The 15,947-nt window shown below is 62.4% G+C and carries 15 protein-coding genes; 7 read left to right on the top strand and 8 right to left on the bottom strand.

What is annotated here, in order from left to right:
- Window positions 1–40 precede the first annotated feature (40 nt).
- Both ACF8Q6_RS24690 and ACF8Q6_RS24685 read right to left on the bottom strand, forming a co-directional pair.
- Window positions 41–424, bottom strand: a complete 384-nt coding sequence (locus tag ACF8Q6_RS24690; RefSeq protein WP_003255824.1) for a PaaI family thioesterase — start codon at window positions 422–424, stop codon at window positions 41–43.
- Entirely contained in the window at window positions 424–2,748 is a 2,325-nt protein-coding gene (locus ACF8Q6_RS24685; RefSeq protein WP_319902565.1) for a Tex family protein, read from the bottom strand. The genes ACF8Q6_RS24690 and ACF8Q6_RS24685 overlap by 1 nt, the downstream gene beginning before the upstream one ends.
- 217 nt (window positions 2,749–2,965) lie before the next feature.
- On the opposite strand from ACF8Q6_RS24685, the gene ompR reads away from it, so the two are divergent.
- Both ompR and ACF8Q6_RS24675 read left to right on the top strand, forming a co-directional pair.
- Window positions 2,966–3,706 (top strand): two-component system response regulator OmpR, encoded by a 741-nt coding sequence (gene ompR / locus ACF8Q6_RS24680; protein ID WP_003255821.1) that lies wholly within the window; start codon window positions 2,966–2,968, stop codon window positions 3,704–3,706.
- A 13-nt stretch (window positions 3,707–3,719) separates the two neighbouring features.
- Window positions 3,720–5,033, top strand: a complete 1,314-nt coding sequence (locus ACF8Q6_RS24675; RefSeq protein ID WP_014589336.1) for an ATP-binding protein — start codon at window positions 3,720–3,722, stop codon at window positions 5,031–5,033.
- Window positions 5,034–5,130: 97 nt separating this feature from the next.
- On the opposite strand, the gene rimK is transcribed toward ACF8Q6_RS24675, so the two are convergent.
- Complete coding sequence (rimK, locus tag ACF8Q6_RS24670; protein ID WP_003255817.1) at window positions 5,131–6,036, bottom strand: 30S ribosomal protein S6--L-glutamate ligase; 906 nt, start codon at window positions 6,034–6,036, stop codon at window positions 5,131–5,133.
- A complete protein-coding gene (locus ACF8Q6_RS24665) occupies window positions 6,033–6,515 on the bottom strand; it encodes an ATP-dependent zinc protease (RefSeq protein ID WP_004576370.1) in 483 nt (160 codons plus the stop codon). The genes rimK and ACF8Q6_RS24665 overlap by 4 nt, the downstream gene beginning before the upstream one ends.
- 109 nt (window positions 6,516–6,624) lie before the next feature.
- Between ACF8Q6_RS24665 and ACF8Q6_RS24660 the strand changes: the two genes are divergently transcribed.
- Window positions 6,625–7,026, top strand: a complete 402-nt coding sequence (locus ACF8Q6_RS24660; protein WP_014755033.1) for an RNA-binding S4 domain-containing protein — start codon at window positions 6,625–6,627, stop codon at window positions 7,024–7,026.
- 27 nt (window positions 7,027–7,053) lie between these two features.
- On the opposite strand, the gene ACF8Q6_RS24655 is transcribed toward ACF8Q6_RS24660, so the two are convergent.
- On the bottom strand, window positions 7,054–7,848 hold the full coding sequence (locus ACF8Q6_RS24655) for a phosphatase PAP2 family protein (RefSeq protein ID WP_392494011.1): 795 nt from the start codon (window positions 7,846–7,848) through the stop codon (window positions 7,054–7,056).
- A 120-nt stretch (window positions 7,849–7,968) separates the two neighbouring features.
- Between ACF8Q6_RS24655 and hslO the strand changes: the two genes are divergently transcribed.
- The 3 genes from hslO to ACF8Q6_RS24640 all read left to right on the top strand — a co-directional run bounded on the left by hslO (window position 7,969) and on the right by ACF8Q6_RS24640 (window position 11,311).
- Window positions 7,969–8,868 carry an Hsp33 family molecular chaperone HslO gene (gene hslO / locus ACF8Q6_RS24650; protein WP_011953214.1) on the top strand — a complete coding sequence of 300 codons (900 nt, stop codon included), beginning with the start codon at window positions 7,969–7,971 and terminating at the stop codon, window positions 8,866–8,868.
- Between the two features lie 179 nt (window positions 8,869–9,047).
- The gene (locus ACF8Q6_RS24645; protein ID WP_003255806.1) at window positions 9,048–10,589 is read left to right on the top strand and encodes a phosphoenolpyruvate carboxykinase; all 1,542 of its coding nucleotides are present in this window, start codon (window positions 9,048–9,050) and stop codon (window positions 10,587–10,589) included.
- 281 nt (window positions 10,590–10,870) lie between these two features.
- The gene (locus ACF8Q6_RS24640) at window positions 10,871–11,311 is read left to right on the top strand and encodes an acyl-CoA thioesterase (protein ID WP_392493998.1); all 441 of its coding nucleotides are present in this window, start codon (window positions 10,871–10,873) and stop codon (window positions 11,309–11,311) included.
- Window positions 11,312–11,367: 56 nt separating this feature from the next.
- Here ACF8Q6_RS24640 and ACF8Q6_RS24635 read toward each other — a convergent pair whose 3' ends face one another.
- From ACF8Q6_RS24635 to fdhD, 3 genes are all read right to left on the bottom strand, one after another.
- A complete protein-coding gene (locus tag ACF8Q6_RS24635; protein ID WP_003255803.1) occupies window positions 11,368–11,850 on the bottom strand; it encodes a glycine zipper domain-containing protein in 483 nt (160 codons plus the stop codon).
- Between the two features lie 196 nt (window positions 11,851–12,046).
- Complete coding sequence (locus tag ACF8Q6_RS24630; protein ID WP_392493997.1) at window positions 12,047–14,392, bottom strand: FdhF/YdeP family oxidoreductase; 2,346 nt, start codon at window positions 14,390–14,392, stop codon at window positions 12,047–12,049.
- Window positions 14,393–14,397: 5 nt separating this feature from the next.
- On the bottom strand, window positions 14,398–15,228 hold the full coding sequence (gene fdhD / locus ACF8Q6_RS24625) for a formate dehydrogenase accessory sulfurtransferase FdhD (RefSeq protein ID WP_088513475.1): 831 nt from the start codon (window positions 15,226–15,228) through the stop codon (window positions 14,398–14,400).
- Window positions 15,229–15,403: 175 nt separating this feature from the next.
- On the opposite strand from fdhD, the gene lysM reads away from it, so the two are divergent.
- Complete coding sequence (gene lysM / locus ACF8Q6_RS24620) at window positions 15,404–15,844, top strand: peptidoglycan-binding protein LysM (protein ID WP_010951629.1); 441 nt, start codon at window positions 15,404–15,406, stop codon at window positions 15,842–15,844.
- Window positions 15,845–15,947: the final 103 nt, after the last annotated feature.

Here is a 15,947-nt window from a genome sequence, read left to right as displayed (position 1 = left end):
CAGCGCACTGCTGAAAATACCGCAGATACTGCTTGGTGAGCTAGAGAACCGCGAAGGTTCCTTGCGCTTTGGCCACCAGCTTGTCGCCCTGAACTACGTCGGCGTCGACCACCAGGGTGCGCCGCCCGGCGTGCAGCACGCGGGCGGTGCACAGCACTTCGCCGTCGCTGACGGCACGCATGTAGTTGATCTTGCACTCGATGGTGACGCTTTGCTGGTCAAAGCCATGGCTGGCCGAGCAGGCCAGGCCCATGGCGATATCCACCAGGCTGAAGATCGCCCCGCCGTGCAGCTTCTGGCCACGGTTGCGCAACTGGGGCTCCAGCGCCAGCGCTACCTCGGCAACACCTGTGTCCAGGTGTTGCAGGCGGCAGCCCAGCAGTTGGCTGAAGGCGCTTTCGACGTATTCGCGTGGTACGTCCATTACTTCTTCTTCAATTGCTTGGCGTTGGCGAACAGCGAGGCCATGGCGTTGTTGGCCGGCGCAGCCGTGGCGGTTTCACGCTGGCGCGGTGCCTGCTGCTGGCGGCTGCCACCATTGCCGCGGTTACCACCGCGGTTGCCTTCGACCTTCTCGCCCGGGGTGTCGCTCATGCGCATGGACAGGCCGACGCGTTTGCGCGGGATGTCCACTTCCATGACCTTGACCTTGACCACATCGCCGGCCTTGACCGCTTCACGTGGGTCTTTGACGAACTTCTCCGACAGCGCCGAGATATGCACCAGGCCATCCTGGTGCACGCCGATGTCGACGAAGGCACCGAAGTTGGTAACGTTGGTCACCACGCCTTCGAGGATCATGCCCGGTTCCAGGTCCTTGAGGTCTTCGACGCCGTCCTGGAAGGTGGCGGTCTTGAACTCCGGACGCGGGTCGCGGCCGGGCTTGTCCAGCTCTTGCAGGATGTCGGTGACAGTTGGCAGGCCGAAGGTTTCGTCGGTGAACTTTTTCGGGTCCAGGCGCTTGAGGAAGCTGCTGTCACCAATCAGCGAGCGGATGTCGCGGTCGGTATCGGCAGCAATGCGCTGCACCAGCGGGTAAGCCTCAGGGTGCACCGCAGAGGCGTCCAGCGGGTTGTCGCCGTTCATCACACGCAGGAAGCCGGCGGCCTGCTCGAAGGTTTTCTCACCCAGGCGGCTGACCTTTTTCAGCGCTGCACGGGTGGCAAACGGACCATTGGCATCGCGGTGGGCGACGATGTTCTGTGCCAGCGTGGCATTGAGGCCGGAGATGCGCGTCAGCAGCGCCACCGAAGCGGTGTTCACGTCCACGCCCACGGCGTTCACACAGTCCTCGACCACCGCGTCCAGGCCACGTGCCAGTTTCAGCTGGGACACGTCGTGCTGGTACTGGCCGACACCGATGGATTTCGGATCGATCTTCACCAGTTCGGCCAGTGGATCCTGCAGGCGGCGGGCGATCGACACGGCGCCGCGGATCGACACGTCCAGGTCCGGGAACTCGCGGGCGGCCAGTTCCGATGCCGAGTACACCGAAGCACCGGCTTCGGAGACCATGATCTTGGTGATTTTCAGGGCTGGATATTTCTTGACCAGCTCGGCCACCAGCTTGTCGCTTTCGCGGCTGGCGGTACCGTTGCCGATGGCGATCAGCTCCACCGAGTGTTTGGCGCACAGTGCGGCCATGATGGAAATGGTGCGGTCCCAGTCGTTCTTCGGCGCGTGCGGGTAGACCGTGGTGTGGTCCAGCAGTTTGCCGGTTGCGTCGACCACGGCGATCTTGCAGCCCGTGCGCAGGCCTGGGTCGAAGCCCAGGGTGGCGCGCGGACCGGCCGGGGCGGCCAGCAGCAGATCGTGCAGGTTGTGGGCGAACACGTTGATCGCCTCGCCTTCGGCATTGTCACGCAGCTCGCCGAACAGGTCGGTCTCCAGGTGGGTGTACAGCTTGACCTTCCAGGTCCAGCGCACCACTTCTCCCAGCCACTTGTCGGCGGGTCGGCTGCGGTTTTCGATGCCGACGTGGTTGCCGATCATCAGCTCGCACGGGTGCAGGGTGCCGGGCAGTTCTTCGCCGACCTTCAGCGAGACGCTCAACACGCCTTCGTTGCGCCCGCGGAAGATCGCCAGGGCACGGTGCGATGGCGCCGTGCGCAGCAGCTCGTCATGAGCGAAGTAGTCGCGGAACTTGGCGCCTTCCTCTTCCTTGCCAGCCACGACGCGGGCGCTGAGTACGGCTTCCTGCTTGAGGTAGCTGCGAAGCTTGTCGAGCAGGGCGGCGTCTTCGGCAAAACGCTCCATCAGGATGTATTTGGCGCCTTCCAGCGCGGCCTTCACGTCGGCCACGCCCTTTTCGATATTGACGAAGCGTGCGGCTTCGCTTTCCGGGGCCAGGGTCGGGTCGTTGAACAGGCCATCGGCCAGTTCGCCGAGGCCGGCTTCCAGGGCGATCTGGCCCTTGGTGCGGCGTTTCTGCTTGTAGGGCAGGTACAGGTCTTCGAGGCGGGTCTTGGTGTCGGCCAGCTTGATCTCGCGGGCCAGTTCCGGGGTCAGCTTGCCCTGTTCCTCGATGCTGGAAAGGATGCTGGCGCGGCGCTCGTCGAGTTCGCGCAGGTAGCGCAGGCGCTCTTCCAGGTGGCGCAACTGAGTGTCGTCAAGGCTACCAGTCACTTCCTTGCGGTAGCGGGCGATGAAGGGCACGGTCGAGCCTTCGTCCAACAGGCTCACGGCCGCCTCGACCTGCTGCGGGCGTACGCCCAGTTCCTCGGCGATACGGCTGTTGATGCTGTCCATGTAAACCACCTGACATTTGTGAATACGGGGGTCGCCTGTGGGCTTTTTGCCCGGCGGCGCTGGATGAAAGCCGCGCATTATACCCATCGCAAACGGCTTGCGGTGATGGCGCCCGGCCAGCCGGAACTGGCGCCGGGGGAAAAATCTGCTAACAATGCTCACGCAACGTGCAGCAATGGCTACGCCATAATGCGCGGCGATATCAGAGGAGTTATTCATGACCGGCACGCCAAACACCGCTGAAGGTGACAAGATTCTCATCGTCGACGACGATCCGGGGCTTAGCAGCCTGCTGGAACGTTTCTTCACCAGCAAGGGCTACCGTGCCCGTGCAGTGCCCAACACCGAGCAGATGGATCGCCTGCTGCAGCGCGAGGTGTTCAACCTGGTGGTGCTCGACCTGATGCTGCCAGGCGAGGATGGCCTGTCCGCCTGCAAGCGCCTGCGCCAGCAGAACAACCAGATCCCGATCATCATGCTGACCGCCAAGGGCGACGAGCTCAGCCGCATCAAGGGCCTGGAGCTGGGCGCCGACGACTACCTGGGCAAACCGTTCAACCCGGACGAACTGATGGCCCGGGTCAAGGCGGTGCTGCGTCGCCAGGCGCCGAGCGTGCCGGGAGCGCCGGGCAGCGAAGACGAGTCGGTCACCTTCGGCGACTATGAGCTGTCGCTGGCCACCCGCGAGCTCAAGCGCGGCAACGAAGTGCACATGCTCACCACCGGCGAGTTCGCCGTGCTCAAGGCCCTGGTCATGCACGCCCGGGAGCCGTTGACCCGCGACAAGCTGATGAACCTGGCGCGCGGCCGCGAATGGGATGCGCTGGAGCGCTCCATCGATGTGCAGATCTCACGCCTGCGTCGCATGATCGAGCCGGACCCGTCCAAGCCGCGTTACATCCAGACCGTCTGGGGCGTCGGCTACGTGTTCGTACCGGACGGAAACGCCGGAAAATGATGCCTGAACGTCGATGAAAACACCGCTCTGGTTTCCGCAAAGTTTCTTCGCCCGCACCCTGTGGCTGGTGTTGATCGTCGTTCTGTTCTCCAAGGCGCTGACCCTGGTCTACCTGCTGATGAACGAGGACGTGCTGGTCGACCGTCAGTACAGCCATGGTGTAGCGCTGACCTTGCGCGCCTATTGGGCCGCCGACGAAGAAAACCGCGACAAGATCGCCGAGGCGGCAGGTCTTATCCGGGTGACCGGCTCGGGTGTGCCCGAAGGCGAGCAGCATTGGCCCTACAGTGAAATCTACCAACGGCAGATGCAGGCCGAGCTGGGTGACGACACCGAAGTGCGGCTGCGCATTCATGCACCGCCCGCGTTGTGGGTCAATGCGCCGAGCCTGGGTCCGGGTTGGCTGAAAGTGCCGCTTTACCCGCACCCATTGCGTGGGCAGAAGATCTGGAACGTGCTGGGCTGGTTCCTGGCCATTGGCTTGTTGTCCACAGCATCGGCGTGGATTTTTGTGCGTCAGCTCAACCAGCCGCTCAAACGCCTGGTGTTCGCCGCCCGCCAGCTTGGCCAGGGGCGCAGTGTGCGCCTGCCGATCAGCGATACCCCCAGCGAGATGACCGAGGTGTACAAGGCGTTCAACCAGATGGCCGAGGATGTCGAGCAGGCCGGGCGCGAGCGTGAGTTGATGCTGGCCGGGGTTTCCCACGACTTGCGCACGCCACTGACGCGTCTGCGTCTGTCGCTGTCATTGCTGAACAGCGACAACGAGCTGAGCGATGACATGGTTCGCGATATCGAGGACATGGACGCGATTCTCGATCAGTTCCTGGCCTTCATCCGCGATGGCCGTGACGAGCCGGTAGAAGAGGTCGACCTTGCTGATTTGGTGCGTGAGGTGGTGGCTCCGTACAACCAGCCGGTAGAGCGTGTGCGCCTGTGTCTGGAGCCGATTCCACCGTTCCCGCTGCGCCGGGTTTCGCTCAAGCGCATGCTGGGCAACCTGATCGGCAACGCCCTGCACCATGCTGGCAAGGGGGTCGAGGTGGCTGCCTATGTGTCAGGTGATGAGAGTGCGCCGTATGTGGTGCTCAGTGTGCTGGACCGGGGCACCGGTATTGACGAGTCGGAGCTGGAAACCATTTTCAACCCGTTCATTCGCGGTGACCGGGCGCGGGGCGGCAAGGGCACCGGGTTGGGGTTGGCGATCGTGAAGCGGATTGCTGCGCAACATGGCGGGAACGTGGAGTTGCGTAACCGGTCTGGCGGCGGGATCGAGGCGCGGGTCAGGTTGCCGCTGGGGCTGCTGCTGCCGCGTAATGCTGTGTGAGGCTCACTGGCCTCTTCGCGGTTAAAGCCGCTCCTACAGGGATTGTAGAGTACCTGTGGCAGCGGCTTAGCCGCGAAGAGGCGGGCACAGGCTTGAATCAGCCTTTGCCCTTGGTCCGGGTCTGATTGGGGCCGCCATTCTTCTCCAGGTGCTCGATGATCATCCCGGCGACGTTCTTGCCGGTGGTGACTTCAATGCCCTCCAGCCCTGGCGACGAGTTTACCTCCATCACCAACGGCCCGTGGTTGGAACGCAGGATATCCACACCCGCCACGCTCAACCCCATTACCTTGGCCGCCCGAATGGCGGTGATGCGCTCTTCTGGGGTGATTTTTATCAGGCTGGCGACGCCACCCCGGTGCAGGTTGGAGCGGAACTCGCCCGGTTTGGCCTGACGCTTCATCGAGGCAATTACTTTGTCGCCTACCACGAAGCATCGGATATCTGCGCCACCGGCCTCCTTGATGTACTCCTGCACCATGATGTTTTGCTTGAGGCCCATGAACGCTTCGATCACCGACTCGGCCGCCTGGGGGGTTTCGCACAGCACCACGCCAATGCCCTGGGTGCCTTCCAGTACCTTGATCACCAGCGGGGCACCGTTGACCATCTGGATCAAGTCGGGGATGTCATCCGGCGAGTGGGCGAAACCGGTGATCGGCAAGCCGATGCCGCGCCGCGACAACAGCTGCAACGAGCGCAGCTTGTCGCGCGAGCGGGCAATGGCTACCGACTCGTTGAGCGGGTAGACGCCCATCATTTCGAACTGGCGCAGCACTGCGCAGCCATAGAACGTAACCGAAGCACCTATGCGCGGGATCACGGCATCGAAGCCTTCCAGCGGCTTGCCGCGGTAGTGGATCTGCGGCTTGTGGCTGGCAATGTTCATGTAGGCCCGCAGGGTATCGATCACCACCATTTCGTGGCCACGCTGGGTACCGGCTTCGACCAGGCGGCGGGTGGAATACAGACGCGGATTGCGCGACAGCACAGCGATCTTCATGCAGCACCTGTGACAGGGGAAAGGGTGGCCGGGAAGGCCGGTTTGTCTTGTACGTATTTCAGGCCTGGGTTCACTACCAGCTGGCCGTGTATCAGGGCCTTGGAGCCAAGCAACAGGCGGTAGCGCATGTTCTTGCGGCAGGCCAGGGTGAACTCCACCTCCCACACACCATCACCCAGCGCCAGTGACGTGCGGATGACGTAGCGGGTCTGGGCGTGGCCGTTGGAGCTCTTGATGGTCTTCATCGTCACCAACGGTGCCTCGCAGCGGCGGTGGCGCAACTGCACCACCGAGCCCAGGTGCGCAGTGAAGCGAACCCAGGGCTGGCCGTCGCGCTCGAAGGGTTCCACTTCGGTGGCATGCAGGCTCGACGTGCTGGCACCGGTGTCGATCTTGGCGCGCAGCCCGGCCACGCCGAGGTCAGGCAGGGCGACCCACTCGCGCAGGCCGATCACAGTCAAATGGTCAAATGTCTTCACGAAGCGCACCCTGCGAATAAGGTGGTGAACTTTAAGCACGGCGGGGACTTTTTGCATCCGTATGTGAAGGTAGTACAGTTCGATGAAAGACAGAATCCGAGGTAACGGGATGGCACAAAAAGCCGAAGACGACGACAAGGTTCGCCTGGACAAATGGTTGTGGGCGGCGCGCTTCTACAAGACGCGAGCGCTGGCCAAGGCGGCGATCGAGAGTGGCAAGGTGCATTGCCGGGGCGAGCGTTGCAAGCCGGGCAAAGAGCCGCGAGTGGGCGACGCGTTCGTGCTGCGTACCGGCTTCGATGAGCGCACGGTGGTGGTGAAGGCGCTGTCGGTGGTGCGTCGTGGTGCCCCAGAGGCGCAAGCGTTGTACGAGGAAACCGAAGAAAGTGTGCGTCGCCGTGAACAGGCGGCTGAGATGCGTAAGGCCGGGGCCATGGGCGTGACCACCGATGGCCGGCCGACCAAGAAGCAGCGGCGGCAGATTCACCAGCTGCATGGAAGTTACGATTGAATGGGGCTGCTGCGCAGCCCCAGGAATCTAGCGCAACACCGCCATTCGTCCGACCAACGGTAACGTGGACAGCAGCCTGAACAACGGCGCTGTCCAGCGCATCAACGCCTCGCTGCCTTTGGCCGCCAGGGGCGTGTAGTAGCTCCAGCCCAACGCCAGTACGGCCATCAGCAAGCCGCCGATGTAGTCGTCCTGCCCCCAGTGGGCACCGGCCACCAGGCGCGGCAGCATGAACAGCGCTGCGAGCCCCCAGACCACCAGGTATTGCACAAGGCGGCGGCTGAACACGCTCATGAACAGCGCCCAGATCAGCAGCACCGAGGCGTGATCACCCGGGAAACTTTTGCTGGAACGGTCCTTGAGTTCCCAGGCCGCCTCCAGGTTCGGGTAATAGTCACTCAGGTGCACGACGTCGTCGAAGATCATCGATGGGCTCTTGTGTTGCCACCCGGCTGCATCCACCCACTTGGAAAACAGCGCGCGAATCACCACTAAGAGGAGTAGCGTGACCAGAAAGCCGAAAAATGCCTGGCGAACCTGAGCGGCCTTGAACACCCAGCCACCACGAATGAGCACAGCGAGCAGGATCAGGCCGACGACGATATCGAACGGGCGTAGGCTGCCGATGGTCCAGATGTAGCGCCAGGTGGTGCTATCGGCCAGCGGCGCGTTCAGGCTGCGGAACAGCCACTCGTCGAAAGTCAGGCACAGGATCTGGCCAAAAGGCCATAACCAGAAACACAGTAGAGCGATGGGAAGCAGCGTACAGGCTGCCAATGGCCCCCAGGACCACCTTGCTTGGAACAGTGGTCGATTGTCCATAAAATACCTCTATTGCAAACAGGAATCGGAGCGCCTTGTGAGCGCTCTGTCACGGGTTCTCGCCGATTATCGACAACCCTTGTAACCATTTTGTCATCATTTTTTAGATAGCCGAAACCTATGAGCGATTTGCCTGATACAGATTTCACCCAACGTTTCATCTTCGACGAGCGCGATGTGCGCGGCGAGTGGGTGTCTCTCGATGACAGCTACGCCGCAGTGTTGGCGCGTCATGAGTACCCCCAGCCGGTCAAGGTGCTGCTCGGTGAGTTGATGGCCGCCACCGCCTTGCTGGTGGGTGCGATGAAGTTCGATGGCTTGCTGATTCTGCAGGCGCGTTCGGCTGGGCCGATTCCGCTGCTGATGGTGGAGTGCTCCAGCGAACGCGAGATCCGCGGCATGGCCCGCTACGAAGCGGACCAGATTTCGGCTGATGCCACCCTGTCGCAGCTGATGCCCGACGGCCACCTGACCCTGACCATCGACCCGGTCAAGGGCCAGCGCTACCAGGGGACCGTCGACCTCGATGGCGCCAACCTGTCGGAATGCTTCACCAACTACTTCGTCCAGTCGCAGCAGCTCAATACCCGTTTCTGGCTCAATGCCGCAGGCGGCAAGGCCCGAGGGCTGTTGCTGCAGCAACTGCCGCGTGATCGCCAGCCGGATGATGAAGAGCGCGAAGACAGCTGGCAGCACGTGGTGGCCCTGGCCAAGACGCTCAAGCCTGAAGAGTGGACAGAGGGCAACGAAACCCTGCTGCACCGCCTGTACCACGAAGACGCCGTGCGCCTGTTCGATATCCAGCCACTGCGCTTCAATTGCAGCTGTTCGCGGGAACGCTCCGGCAATGCGCTGGTCAGTCTGGGCGAGCACGACGCCAAGGCGCTGGTGGACGAATGTGGCGGGACGGTAGAGATCGATTGCCAGTTCTGCAACGAGCGCTACTTCTTCGATGCCAGCGATGTGGCGCAACTGTTTGCGGGTGGCGGTACTGACGTGGCCTCAGAAACTCGTCACTGAAACGTTAAATCACAGGATAATCTCCTGTCGAATTGCGCAAAAGCGCAGTTCTGACAGGAGGGGCCTACTTTTTTTGGGCGTTTCTGGCATAATCCGGCCACTTTTTTCGCTGTAGTAGTTTTTTCAAGACAACTACAAAACGTTTGGAGCACTCGGCCTCGGGCCGGATGGGGTATCTCATGACGCAAGCCAACAACACCGTGTACACCGACCTGAGCGTCGATGAGCTGGTAAAAGAAGCGCTGCAACGCGGTGAAGGCGTACTAGCCGATACTGGCGCACTGGTCGTGGAGACTGGTCACCGTACTGGCCGCTCGCCGGCTGACCGTTTCATCGTCGAAGAACCTTCCACCCAGGACGCCATTTCCTGGGGCCCGATCAACCGCAAGTTCCCGGCTGACAAGTTCGATGCCCTGTGGGCTCGCGTCGAGGCGTTCAACAACGCCCAGGATCACTTCGTTTCCTATGTTCACGTAGGGGCCGCAGCCGAGCACTACCTGCCGGTGAAGATGACCACCCAGACTGCCTGGCAGAACCTGTTCGGTCGTTGCCTGTTCATCAACCCGGAGCAGTTCAACCCGGCTGGCCGCGACCAGTGGCAGATCCTCAACGTCGCCAACTTCGTGTGCGAGCCTGAGCGTGACGGCACCAACTCCGACGGTTGCGTGATCATCAACTTCGCCCAGAAGAAAGTGCTGATCGCTGGCATGCGCTACGCCGGCGAAATGAAGAAAGCCATGTTCTCGGTGCAGAACTTCCTGCTGCCGGCTGCCGACGTACTGCCAATGCACTGCGCAGCCAACATCGGCGAAGAAGGCGATGTGACCTTGTTCTTCGGCCTGTCCGGCACTGGCAAGACCACCCTTTCGGCTGACGAAAGCCGTTACCTGATCGGTGACGACGAGCACGGTTGGGGCGAAGGCGTTGTCTTCAACATGGAAGGCGGCTGCTACGCCAAGTGCATCGACCTGTCCGAAAAGAACGAGCCGGTCATCTGGAAAGCCATCAAGCACGGCGCAGTACTGGAAAACGTCGTTCTCGACGCCAACAAGCACGCCGACTACACCGACGTCAGCCTGACTCAGAACAGCCGTGCGGCCTACCCGCTGGAGCACGTTGCCAAGCGTTCGGAAGCGAACCTGGGCGGCGAGCCTAACGCAGTGATCTTCCTCACCTGCGACCTGACAGGTGTTCTGCCTCCGGTTTCGATCCTGAACAACGAGCAGGCGGCCTACCACTTCCTGTCCGGCTACACCGCGCTGGTCGGTTCCACTGAAATGGGCTCGGGCGGCGGCATCAAGTCGACCTTCTCCACCTGCTTCGGCGCACCGTTCTTCCCGCGTCCGGCTGGCGAGTACGCTGAGCTGCTGATCAAGCGTATCAACGGTTTCAACTCCAAGGTCTACCTGGTCAACACCGGCTGGACCGGTGGTGGCTACGGCGTTGGCAAGCGCTTCAGCATCCCCACCACCCGTGCCGTGATCGCAGCAATCCAGAGCGGCGCACTGGTCGGTGCCGAAACCGAGCACCTGGACATCATCAACCTGGACGTGCCGAAGGCCGTTCCGGGCGTTGAAACCGAACTGCTCAACCCGCGCACCAACTGGGCTGACAAAGCGGCCTACGACGAGGCTGCCAAAGGTCTGGCCAAGCTGTTCATCGAAAACTTCAAGAAGTTCGAAGTTTCCGACGCCATCAAAGCCGCTGGCCCGCAGCTGTAAGCCGAGCTCAGCCGCAACGAGAAAGCCGCCCCCAGGGGCGGCTTTTTTGCGGAAGCGGGATTACCCGCGAAAAGGCTGGACCTGCTGGCCAATTTCCACCCGCGATTCACCGTCGCAGCCGCCATCGTATTCGCGGGTAAACCCGCTCCTACACACTGACCGGTGGGGGGCGCAGGCCGTTGTAGGAGCGGGCTTGCCCGCGAAGGGGCCCGCATAGGCAGCGAAAGTCTGGTTTTTCTGTTTCACTGTCAGCATCCATTGCGAAGACAAGAGCCAGCCAGATGACCGAAGCCCCTCAGCGCACTGCCTTCTTCCACTTCCACCCCATCCTCACCCGCCCCCAGGACAACGACCTGAACGGCCACATCGCCGGTGCAACGGTGCACGGTTTTTTCGAAACCGCGATCCAGGCGTTTCTCGTCGAGCAGGCTGAACTGGACCTGCGGCACGGTGAACTGGCCGCCTTCGTGGTCAGTTCGGCTGCGGATTTCTACGCGCTACCGGGCTTCCCGGATTTGTTGGAGGTGGGGTTGGGAGTGACGCGTCTGGCGGGCAGCACGGTAGAGTACCGGCTGGCGCTGTATCGCCCAGGCGAACCGGAGGCGTGCGCAGCAGGCACGGTAGTGCAGGTGTTCATCGAGCGCGACAGTGGCCGGCCTGTGGCGTTGCCAGAGGCGCTGCAGGTTATCCTGTCCGGCCTCATGCTGGAGCGGCAGGCATAAAAAAGCCCCGCTGGCAGGGGCGGGGCTTTTGTTGCCGGGGGCAGGGCCCTCAGGCGTTAGTCGCGCCAGTGGCGCTTGTGCTTGCGGTGGCCATAGTGGTGACCACGGTCCCAGTGACGACGGTCGTCGTCGTAGCCGCGACGATAGCGGCGGCCATCGCGGTAATCGTCTTCGTCGGCCTCTTTGCCCAGGTAGTTACCCAGCGCACCACCGGCACCACCGCCGGCTGCCGCGCCAATGTAGCTACCCGTGGTGCCGCCCACGGAGCGACCGACCACGTTACCACCTGCAGCGCCCAGCGCGCCGCCGATAGCGGCCTCACCACGCTGGCGTTTGTCTGCGCCCAGGGCGCCACCTGCCGCACCGCCCAGACCGGCACCAATGGCGCCGCCGGTGCTGCCACCGATGGAGTTGCCCACGACAGAGCCCAGTACCCCACCCAATGCGCCGCCAATGCCGGCCTCGGTGGTGCCGCCTGCCATGGCAACGCCGCTGAGCAAGCTGAAAGACAACAACAGAATCGAGGAGTACTTCTTCATCAAGAGAGCCTCATAGGGATGACGAGGCGAATTTGAGGCTAAGAGACGTGGCTGGCAACGGAAATCCGACGAGTAACACGAGTTGTACACAATTCTCTAACTTGCTGTATTTACTGTGAAACTTTATCGTTGTTAGGCTGTCTGAGACCTTTATGACAAAGCCCTGAACCGCCACGGAACAGGGCTTTTTTCATTTTTACAGGATACGCCCGTCCTCGCGCGCACGCTCCAGCTTGATGGCAATGAACTTCGATGTTGGCGTATGGCTACCCACACCAATGCTCTCCAGTGGCACCAGCGGGTTCACCTCCGGGTAATACGCCGCCGCCTGCCCGGCAGGTATGTCGAAGGCCAGCAGGGTAAAGCCTTGCACCCGGCGCACATGTTCATCCCCCCACAGCGAAACAATGTCGACCTTCTGCCCCGGCTGGAAGCCCAGGCGGATGATGTCGGCTTCGTTGGCGAACAGCACCTCGCGTTGGCCGCGCACACCGCGGTAGCGGTCGTCCAGGCCGTAGATCGTGGTGTTGTACTGATCGTGCGAGCGCATCGATTGCATGATCAAGTCTGGCAACTGGCCGCTGGCCCGTACGCGTTCGTCAAGCAGCGTGTCGGGCAGCAGGTTGGCCTTGAAGTTGGCGCGGCCGGTGCTGGTCGCCCATTCGCGGCTGGCCGCGCTGTTGCCCAGATAGAAGCCACCCGGATTACGTAGGCGCTGGTTAAAGCCGCTGAAACCGGCAATGGTATCGCCGATCAGGTCGCGAATGCGGTCGTAGTCGGCCACCAGCCAGTGCCAGTCCACCGGTTGCTTGCCCAGCGTGGCGGCGGCGATGCCAGCGATCACTGCAGGCTCCGAGCGCATTTGCGTCGACAGCGGCTTGAGCTGGCCGTTGGAGGCGTGGACCATGCTGAACGAGTCTTCCACCGTGACTGCCTGCGGCCCTTCGGCCTGCAGGTCGATGTCGGTGCGGCCCAGGCACGGCAGGATCAGTGCCTGCTTGCCATGGACCAGGTGGCTACGGTTGAGCTTGGTGCTGATGTGCACGGTCAGCACGCAGTTGCGCAGCGCCTGGGCGGTACGCTCAGTGTCGGGTGTGGCTTGGGCGAAGTTGCCGCCCAAGCCGATGAAAACCTTGGCCCGGCCATCGAGCATCGCGTGTATGGCTTCGACGGTGTTATGGCCATTGCGCCGCGGCACAGGGAAGCCAAAGCGCTTTTCGATGGCATCCAGCAGCGCCTCTGGCGGGCGCTCGTTGATGCCCATGGTGCGGTCACCCTGCACGTTGCTGTGGCCACGTACCGGGCACAGGCCGGCGCCGGGCGCGCCGATGTTGCCACGCAGCATCTGCAGGTTGACGATTTCCTGAATGGTAGGCACCGAGTGGCGGTGTTGGGTGATCCCCATCGCCCAGCACATGATCACCCGCTTGCCCCGGCAGTACATGCGCGCGGCCAGTTCGATATCGGCCAGGGGCAGGCCGGACTGTGCCTGGATGTGCGACCACGGCGTGGCGTCCACCACGGCCAGGTACTCATCGACGCCATGGCCATGTTCGGCGATGAAGGCGTGGTCGAACACGGCCGGTTCGCCGTTGGCCTGGGCTTCGCGTTCCCATTGCAGGGCGAACTTGGCCATGCCACGCAGCATCGCCATGTCGCCACCCAGGGCCGGGCGGAAGAAGGCGGTGTTGGTCGGACGGTCACTGTTGGTCAGCATTTCCAGCGGGTTCTGGGGGTGCTGGAAGCGCTCCAGACCACGCTCCTTGAGCGGGTTGATGCACACCACCTGGGCGCCACGTTTTACCGCATCGCGCAGTGGGTCGAGCATGCGCGGGTGATTGGTGCCGGGGTTCTGGCCCCAGACAAAAATAGAGTCGGCGTGCTCGAAGTCGTCGAAGGTGACGGTACCCTTGCCGACCCCGACGCTTTGCCCCAATGCCACGCCGCTGGCCTCATGGCACATGTTCGAGCAGTCAGGGAAGTTGTTGGTGCCGTAGGCGCGCACGAACAGCTGGTACAGGTACGCCGCTTCGTTGCTGGCACGTCCCGAGGTATAGAATTCGGCCTGGTCAGGGTTGGTCAGCTTGTTCAGTTCGCGGGCGATCAGGGCGAAGGCGGCATCCCAGCTGATCGGCAGATAACGGTCGCTGGGTGCGTCGTAGACCATCGGTTCGGTCAGACGCCCTTGGTACTCCAGCCAGTAGTCGCTTTGCTGCAGCAGCGAGGTGACGCTGTAACGGGCGAAGAAGGCAGCATCGACACGGCGCTTGGTAGCTTCCCAGTTCACCGCCTTGGCGCCGTTCTCGCAGAACTTGACCATGCCGCTTTCCGGCGAATCCCCCCAGGCGCAGCCGGGGCAGTCGAAACCGCCGTTCTGGTTGGTCTTGAGCAGGGCGCGAATGTTCTTCAGCGCGTTATCGCTGCCGACCCAGGCCTTGGCCACGCTACGCAGTGCGCCCCAACCGCCGGCGGGGCCGTGGTAGGGCTTGTAGCGAGGAGGGGAGGCTGGGGCGTTGTCCGGAAGATGTTGGTACGAGGTCACGTCTGTTACGACTCCGCCGCTGGGCTGTAGACCCGCGGTGCGCTGTGCTTGGGCAAATGGATAAGGTTGAGGTTGTGCTTGCGTGCCCATTGCAGGGCAAGGCCGGTGGGCGCTGACAGGCTGACCAGGGTCTGGATGCCGGCACGCAGTACTTTCTGGATCAACTCCAGGCTGCAGCGGCTGGTGACGATGGCCAAGCCACCCTGGCTGTCGATGTGTTGCCGCAGCAGGGCACCAATCAGTTTGTCGAGGGCGTTGTGCCGGCCGATGTCTTCGCGGCCGAGCAGCAGTTCGCCTTTGCGGTCCATGAACAGTGCTGCATGTACGGCGCCGCAATGCTGGCCCAGTGGCTGGAAGGCGTCGATGCGCTCGCGCAGGCCGACCAGCCACTGGGCCGGGGGCAGGGGCGCACCCGGCAACACGGCCAGATCCGGCAGCGCCTGCTCCAGGGCCTCGACCCCACACAGCCCGCAACCACTGGTGCCGGCCAGTTGGCGGCGCTGGTTTTTCAGGTTCCAGAACGCCCGGCTGGAGATTTCCAGGTCGGCGTACATTGCCGAGCCGCTGCCGGAGAGCTTGAGGTCGTAGATTTCTGCGGTGCCTTCGACAATGCCGCTGCCGACGCTGAAACCGACCGCGAAGTCTTCCAGATCGGTAGGGCTGACCAGCATCACCGCCTGGTTGAGGCCGTTATAGACAATGGCCAGGGCCACTTCCTCGGCCAGCGGGGTGCTGTCGCGTTTGGCGTCGCTGAGCTGGACGTAATCGTAGGTGTTGCTGGCGGCGGGCATGGACAAGGGCGATGAGGCCGCGCAGACCGGAGGCTTGCTGTTCATCGGGGCGCTGAATACCGGCGGCTTTCTGATAGCACAAGCCTAGGCGTGCGGGCCGGCGGCGTCTAATCGCTAGGGTCTATGCCTTGATAGACCGCGTCGATTGGTCGCGCAGGGCGGGAGTGGTAAAGCTGGCCTAGACTCCTGTGTCCAAGGTTTCGTCAACAAGGAGAGCGCAATGAGCCTGTTCAGTTTCGTGAAGGAAGCCGGCGAGAAGTTGATCGACCTGCTGACCCCTGGCAACGCCAATGCCGAAGAGCAGCTTAAGAAACACGTGGAAGCTGTTGGCCTGGGCAACCCCAACATCACCGCCACTGTAGAAGGAGACAAGATCATCCTCAAGGGTGAAGTGGCCAGCCAGGAAGAGAAGGAGAAGATCATCCTGGCGGCGGGCAACATCAGCGGCGTGGCCAGTGTCGAGGACCAGATCACCGTGACCGGGCCGGTAGTCCAGGCGGCAAGGTTCGTCACAGTGAAATCGGGCGACACACTTTCAGCCATTGCCATGGTCGTGTATGGCAATGCCAACCAGTACAACAAGATTTTCGAGGCCAACAAGCCGATGCTCAAGCACCCGGACAAGATCTATCCAGGGCAGGTGCTGCGTATTCCTGACTGATCGCGAAAGTCTGTACAGGCCTCTTCGCGCGCGCGCCCGCTCCCACAGGTTGAGCGCCCTCTCACGGCTGGCGCAGTACCTGTAGGAGCGGGTTCACCCGCGA

Origin of the sequence: Pseudomonas sp. GLN_2, from assembly GCF_043106005.1 — a bacterium.
Lineage (GTDB): Bacteria > Pseudomonadota > Gammaproteobacteria > Pseudomonadales > Pseudomonadaceae > Aquipseudomonas > Aquipseudomonas alloputida.
Note: the sequence above shows the minus strand (reverse complement) of the source record. Positions and strands in the feature narration are given on the sequence as shown.

Coding starts and splice junctions, on each gene's coding strand:
- ACF8Q6_RS24690 (WP_003255824.1), bottom strand. CDS start 424: ATGGACGTACCACGCGAATACGTCGAAAGCGCCTTCAGCCAACTGCTG.
- ACF8Q6_RS24685 (WP_319902565.1), bottom strand. CDS start 2,748: ATGGACAGCATCAACAGCCGTATCGCCGAGGAACTGGGCGTACGCCCG.
- lysM (WP_010951629.1), top strand. CDS start 15,404: ATGAGCCTGTTCAGTTTCGTGAAGGAAGCCGGCGAGAAGTTGATCGAC.
- ACF8Q6_RS24635 (WP_003255803.1), bottom strand. CDS start 11,850: ATGAAGAAGTACTCCTCGATTCTGTTGTTGTCTTTCAGCTTGCTCAGC.
- ACF8Q6_RS24645 (WP_003255806.1), top strand. CDS start 9,048: ATGACGCAAGCCAACAACACCGTGTACACCGACCTGAGCGTCGATGAG.
- ACF8Q6_RS24655 (WP_392494011.1), bottom strand. CDS start 7,848: ATGGACAATCGACCACTGTTCCAAGCAAGGTGGTCCTGGGGGCCATTG.
- ompR (WP_003255821.1), top strand. CDS start 2,966: ATGACCGGCACGCCAAACACCGCTGAAGGTGACAAGATTCTCATCGTC.
- ACF8Q6_RS24640 (WP_392493998.1), top strand. CDS start 10,871: ATGACCGAAGCCCCTCAGCGCACTGCCTTCTTCCACTTCCACCCCATC.
- ACF8Q6_RS24675 (WP_014589336.1), top strand. CDS start 3,720: ATGAAAACACCGCTCTGGTTTCCGCAAAGTTTCTTCGCCCGCACCCTG.
- hslO (WP_011953214.1), top strand. CDS start 7,969: ATGAGCGATTTGCCTGATACAGATTTCACCCAACGTTTCATCTTCGAC.
- ACF8Q6_RS24660 (WP_014755033.1), top strand. CDS start 6,625: ATGGCACAAAAAGCCGAAGACGACGACAAGGTTCGCCTGGACAAATGG.
- fdhD (WP_088513475.1), bottom strand. CDS start 15,228: ATGAACAGCAAGCCTCCGGTCTGCGCGGCCTCATCGCCCTTGTCCATG.
- rimK (WP_003255817.1), bottom strand. CDS start 6,036: ATGAAGATCGCTGTGCTGTCGCGCAATCCGCGTCTGTATTCCACCCGC.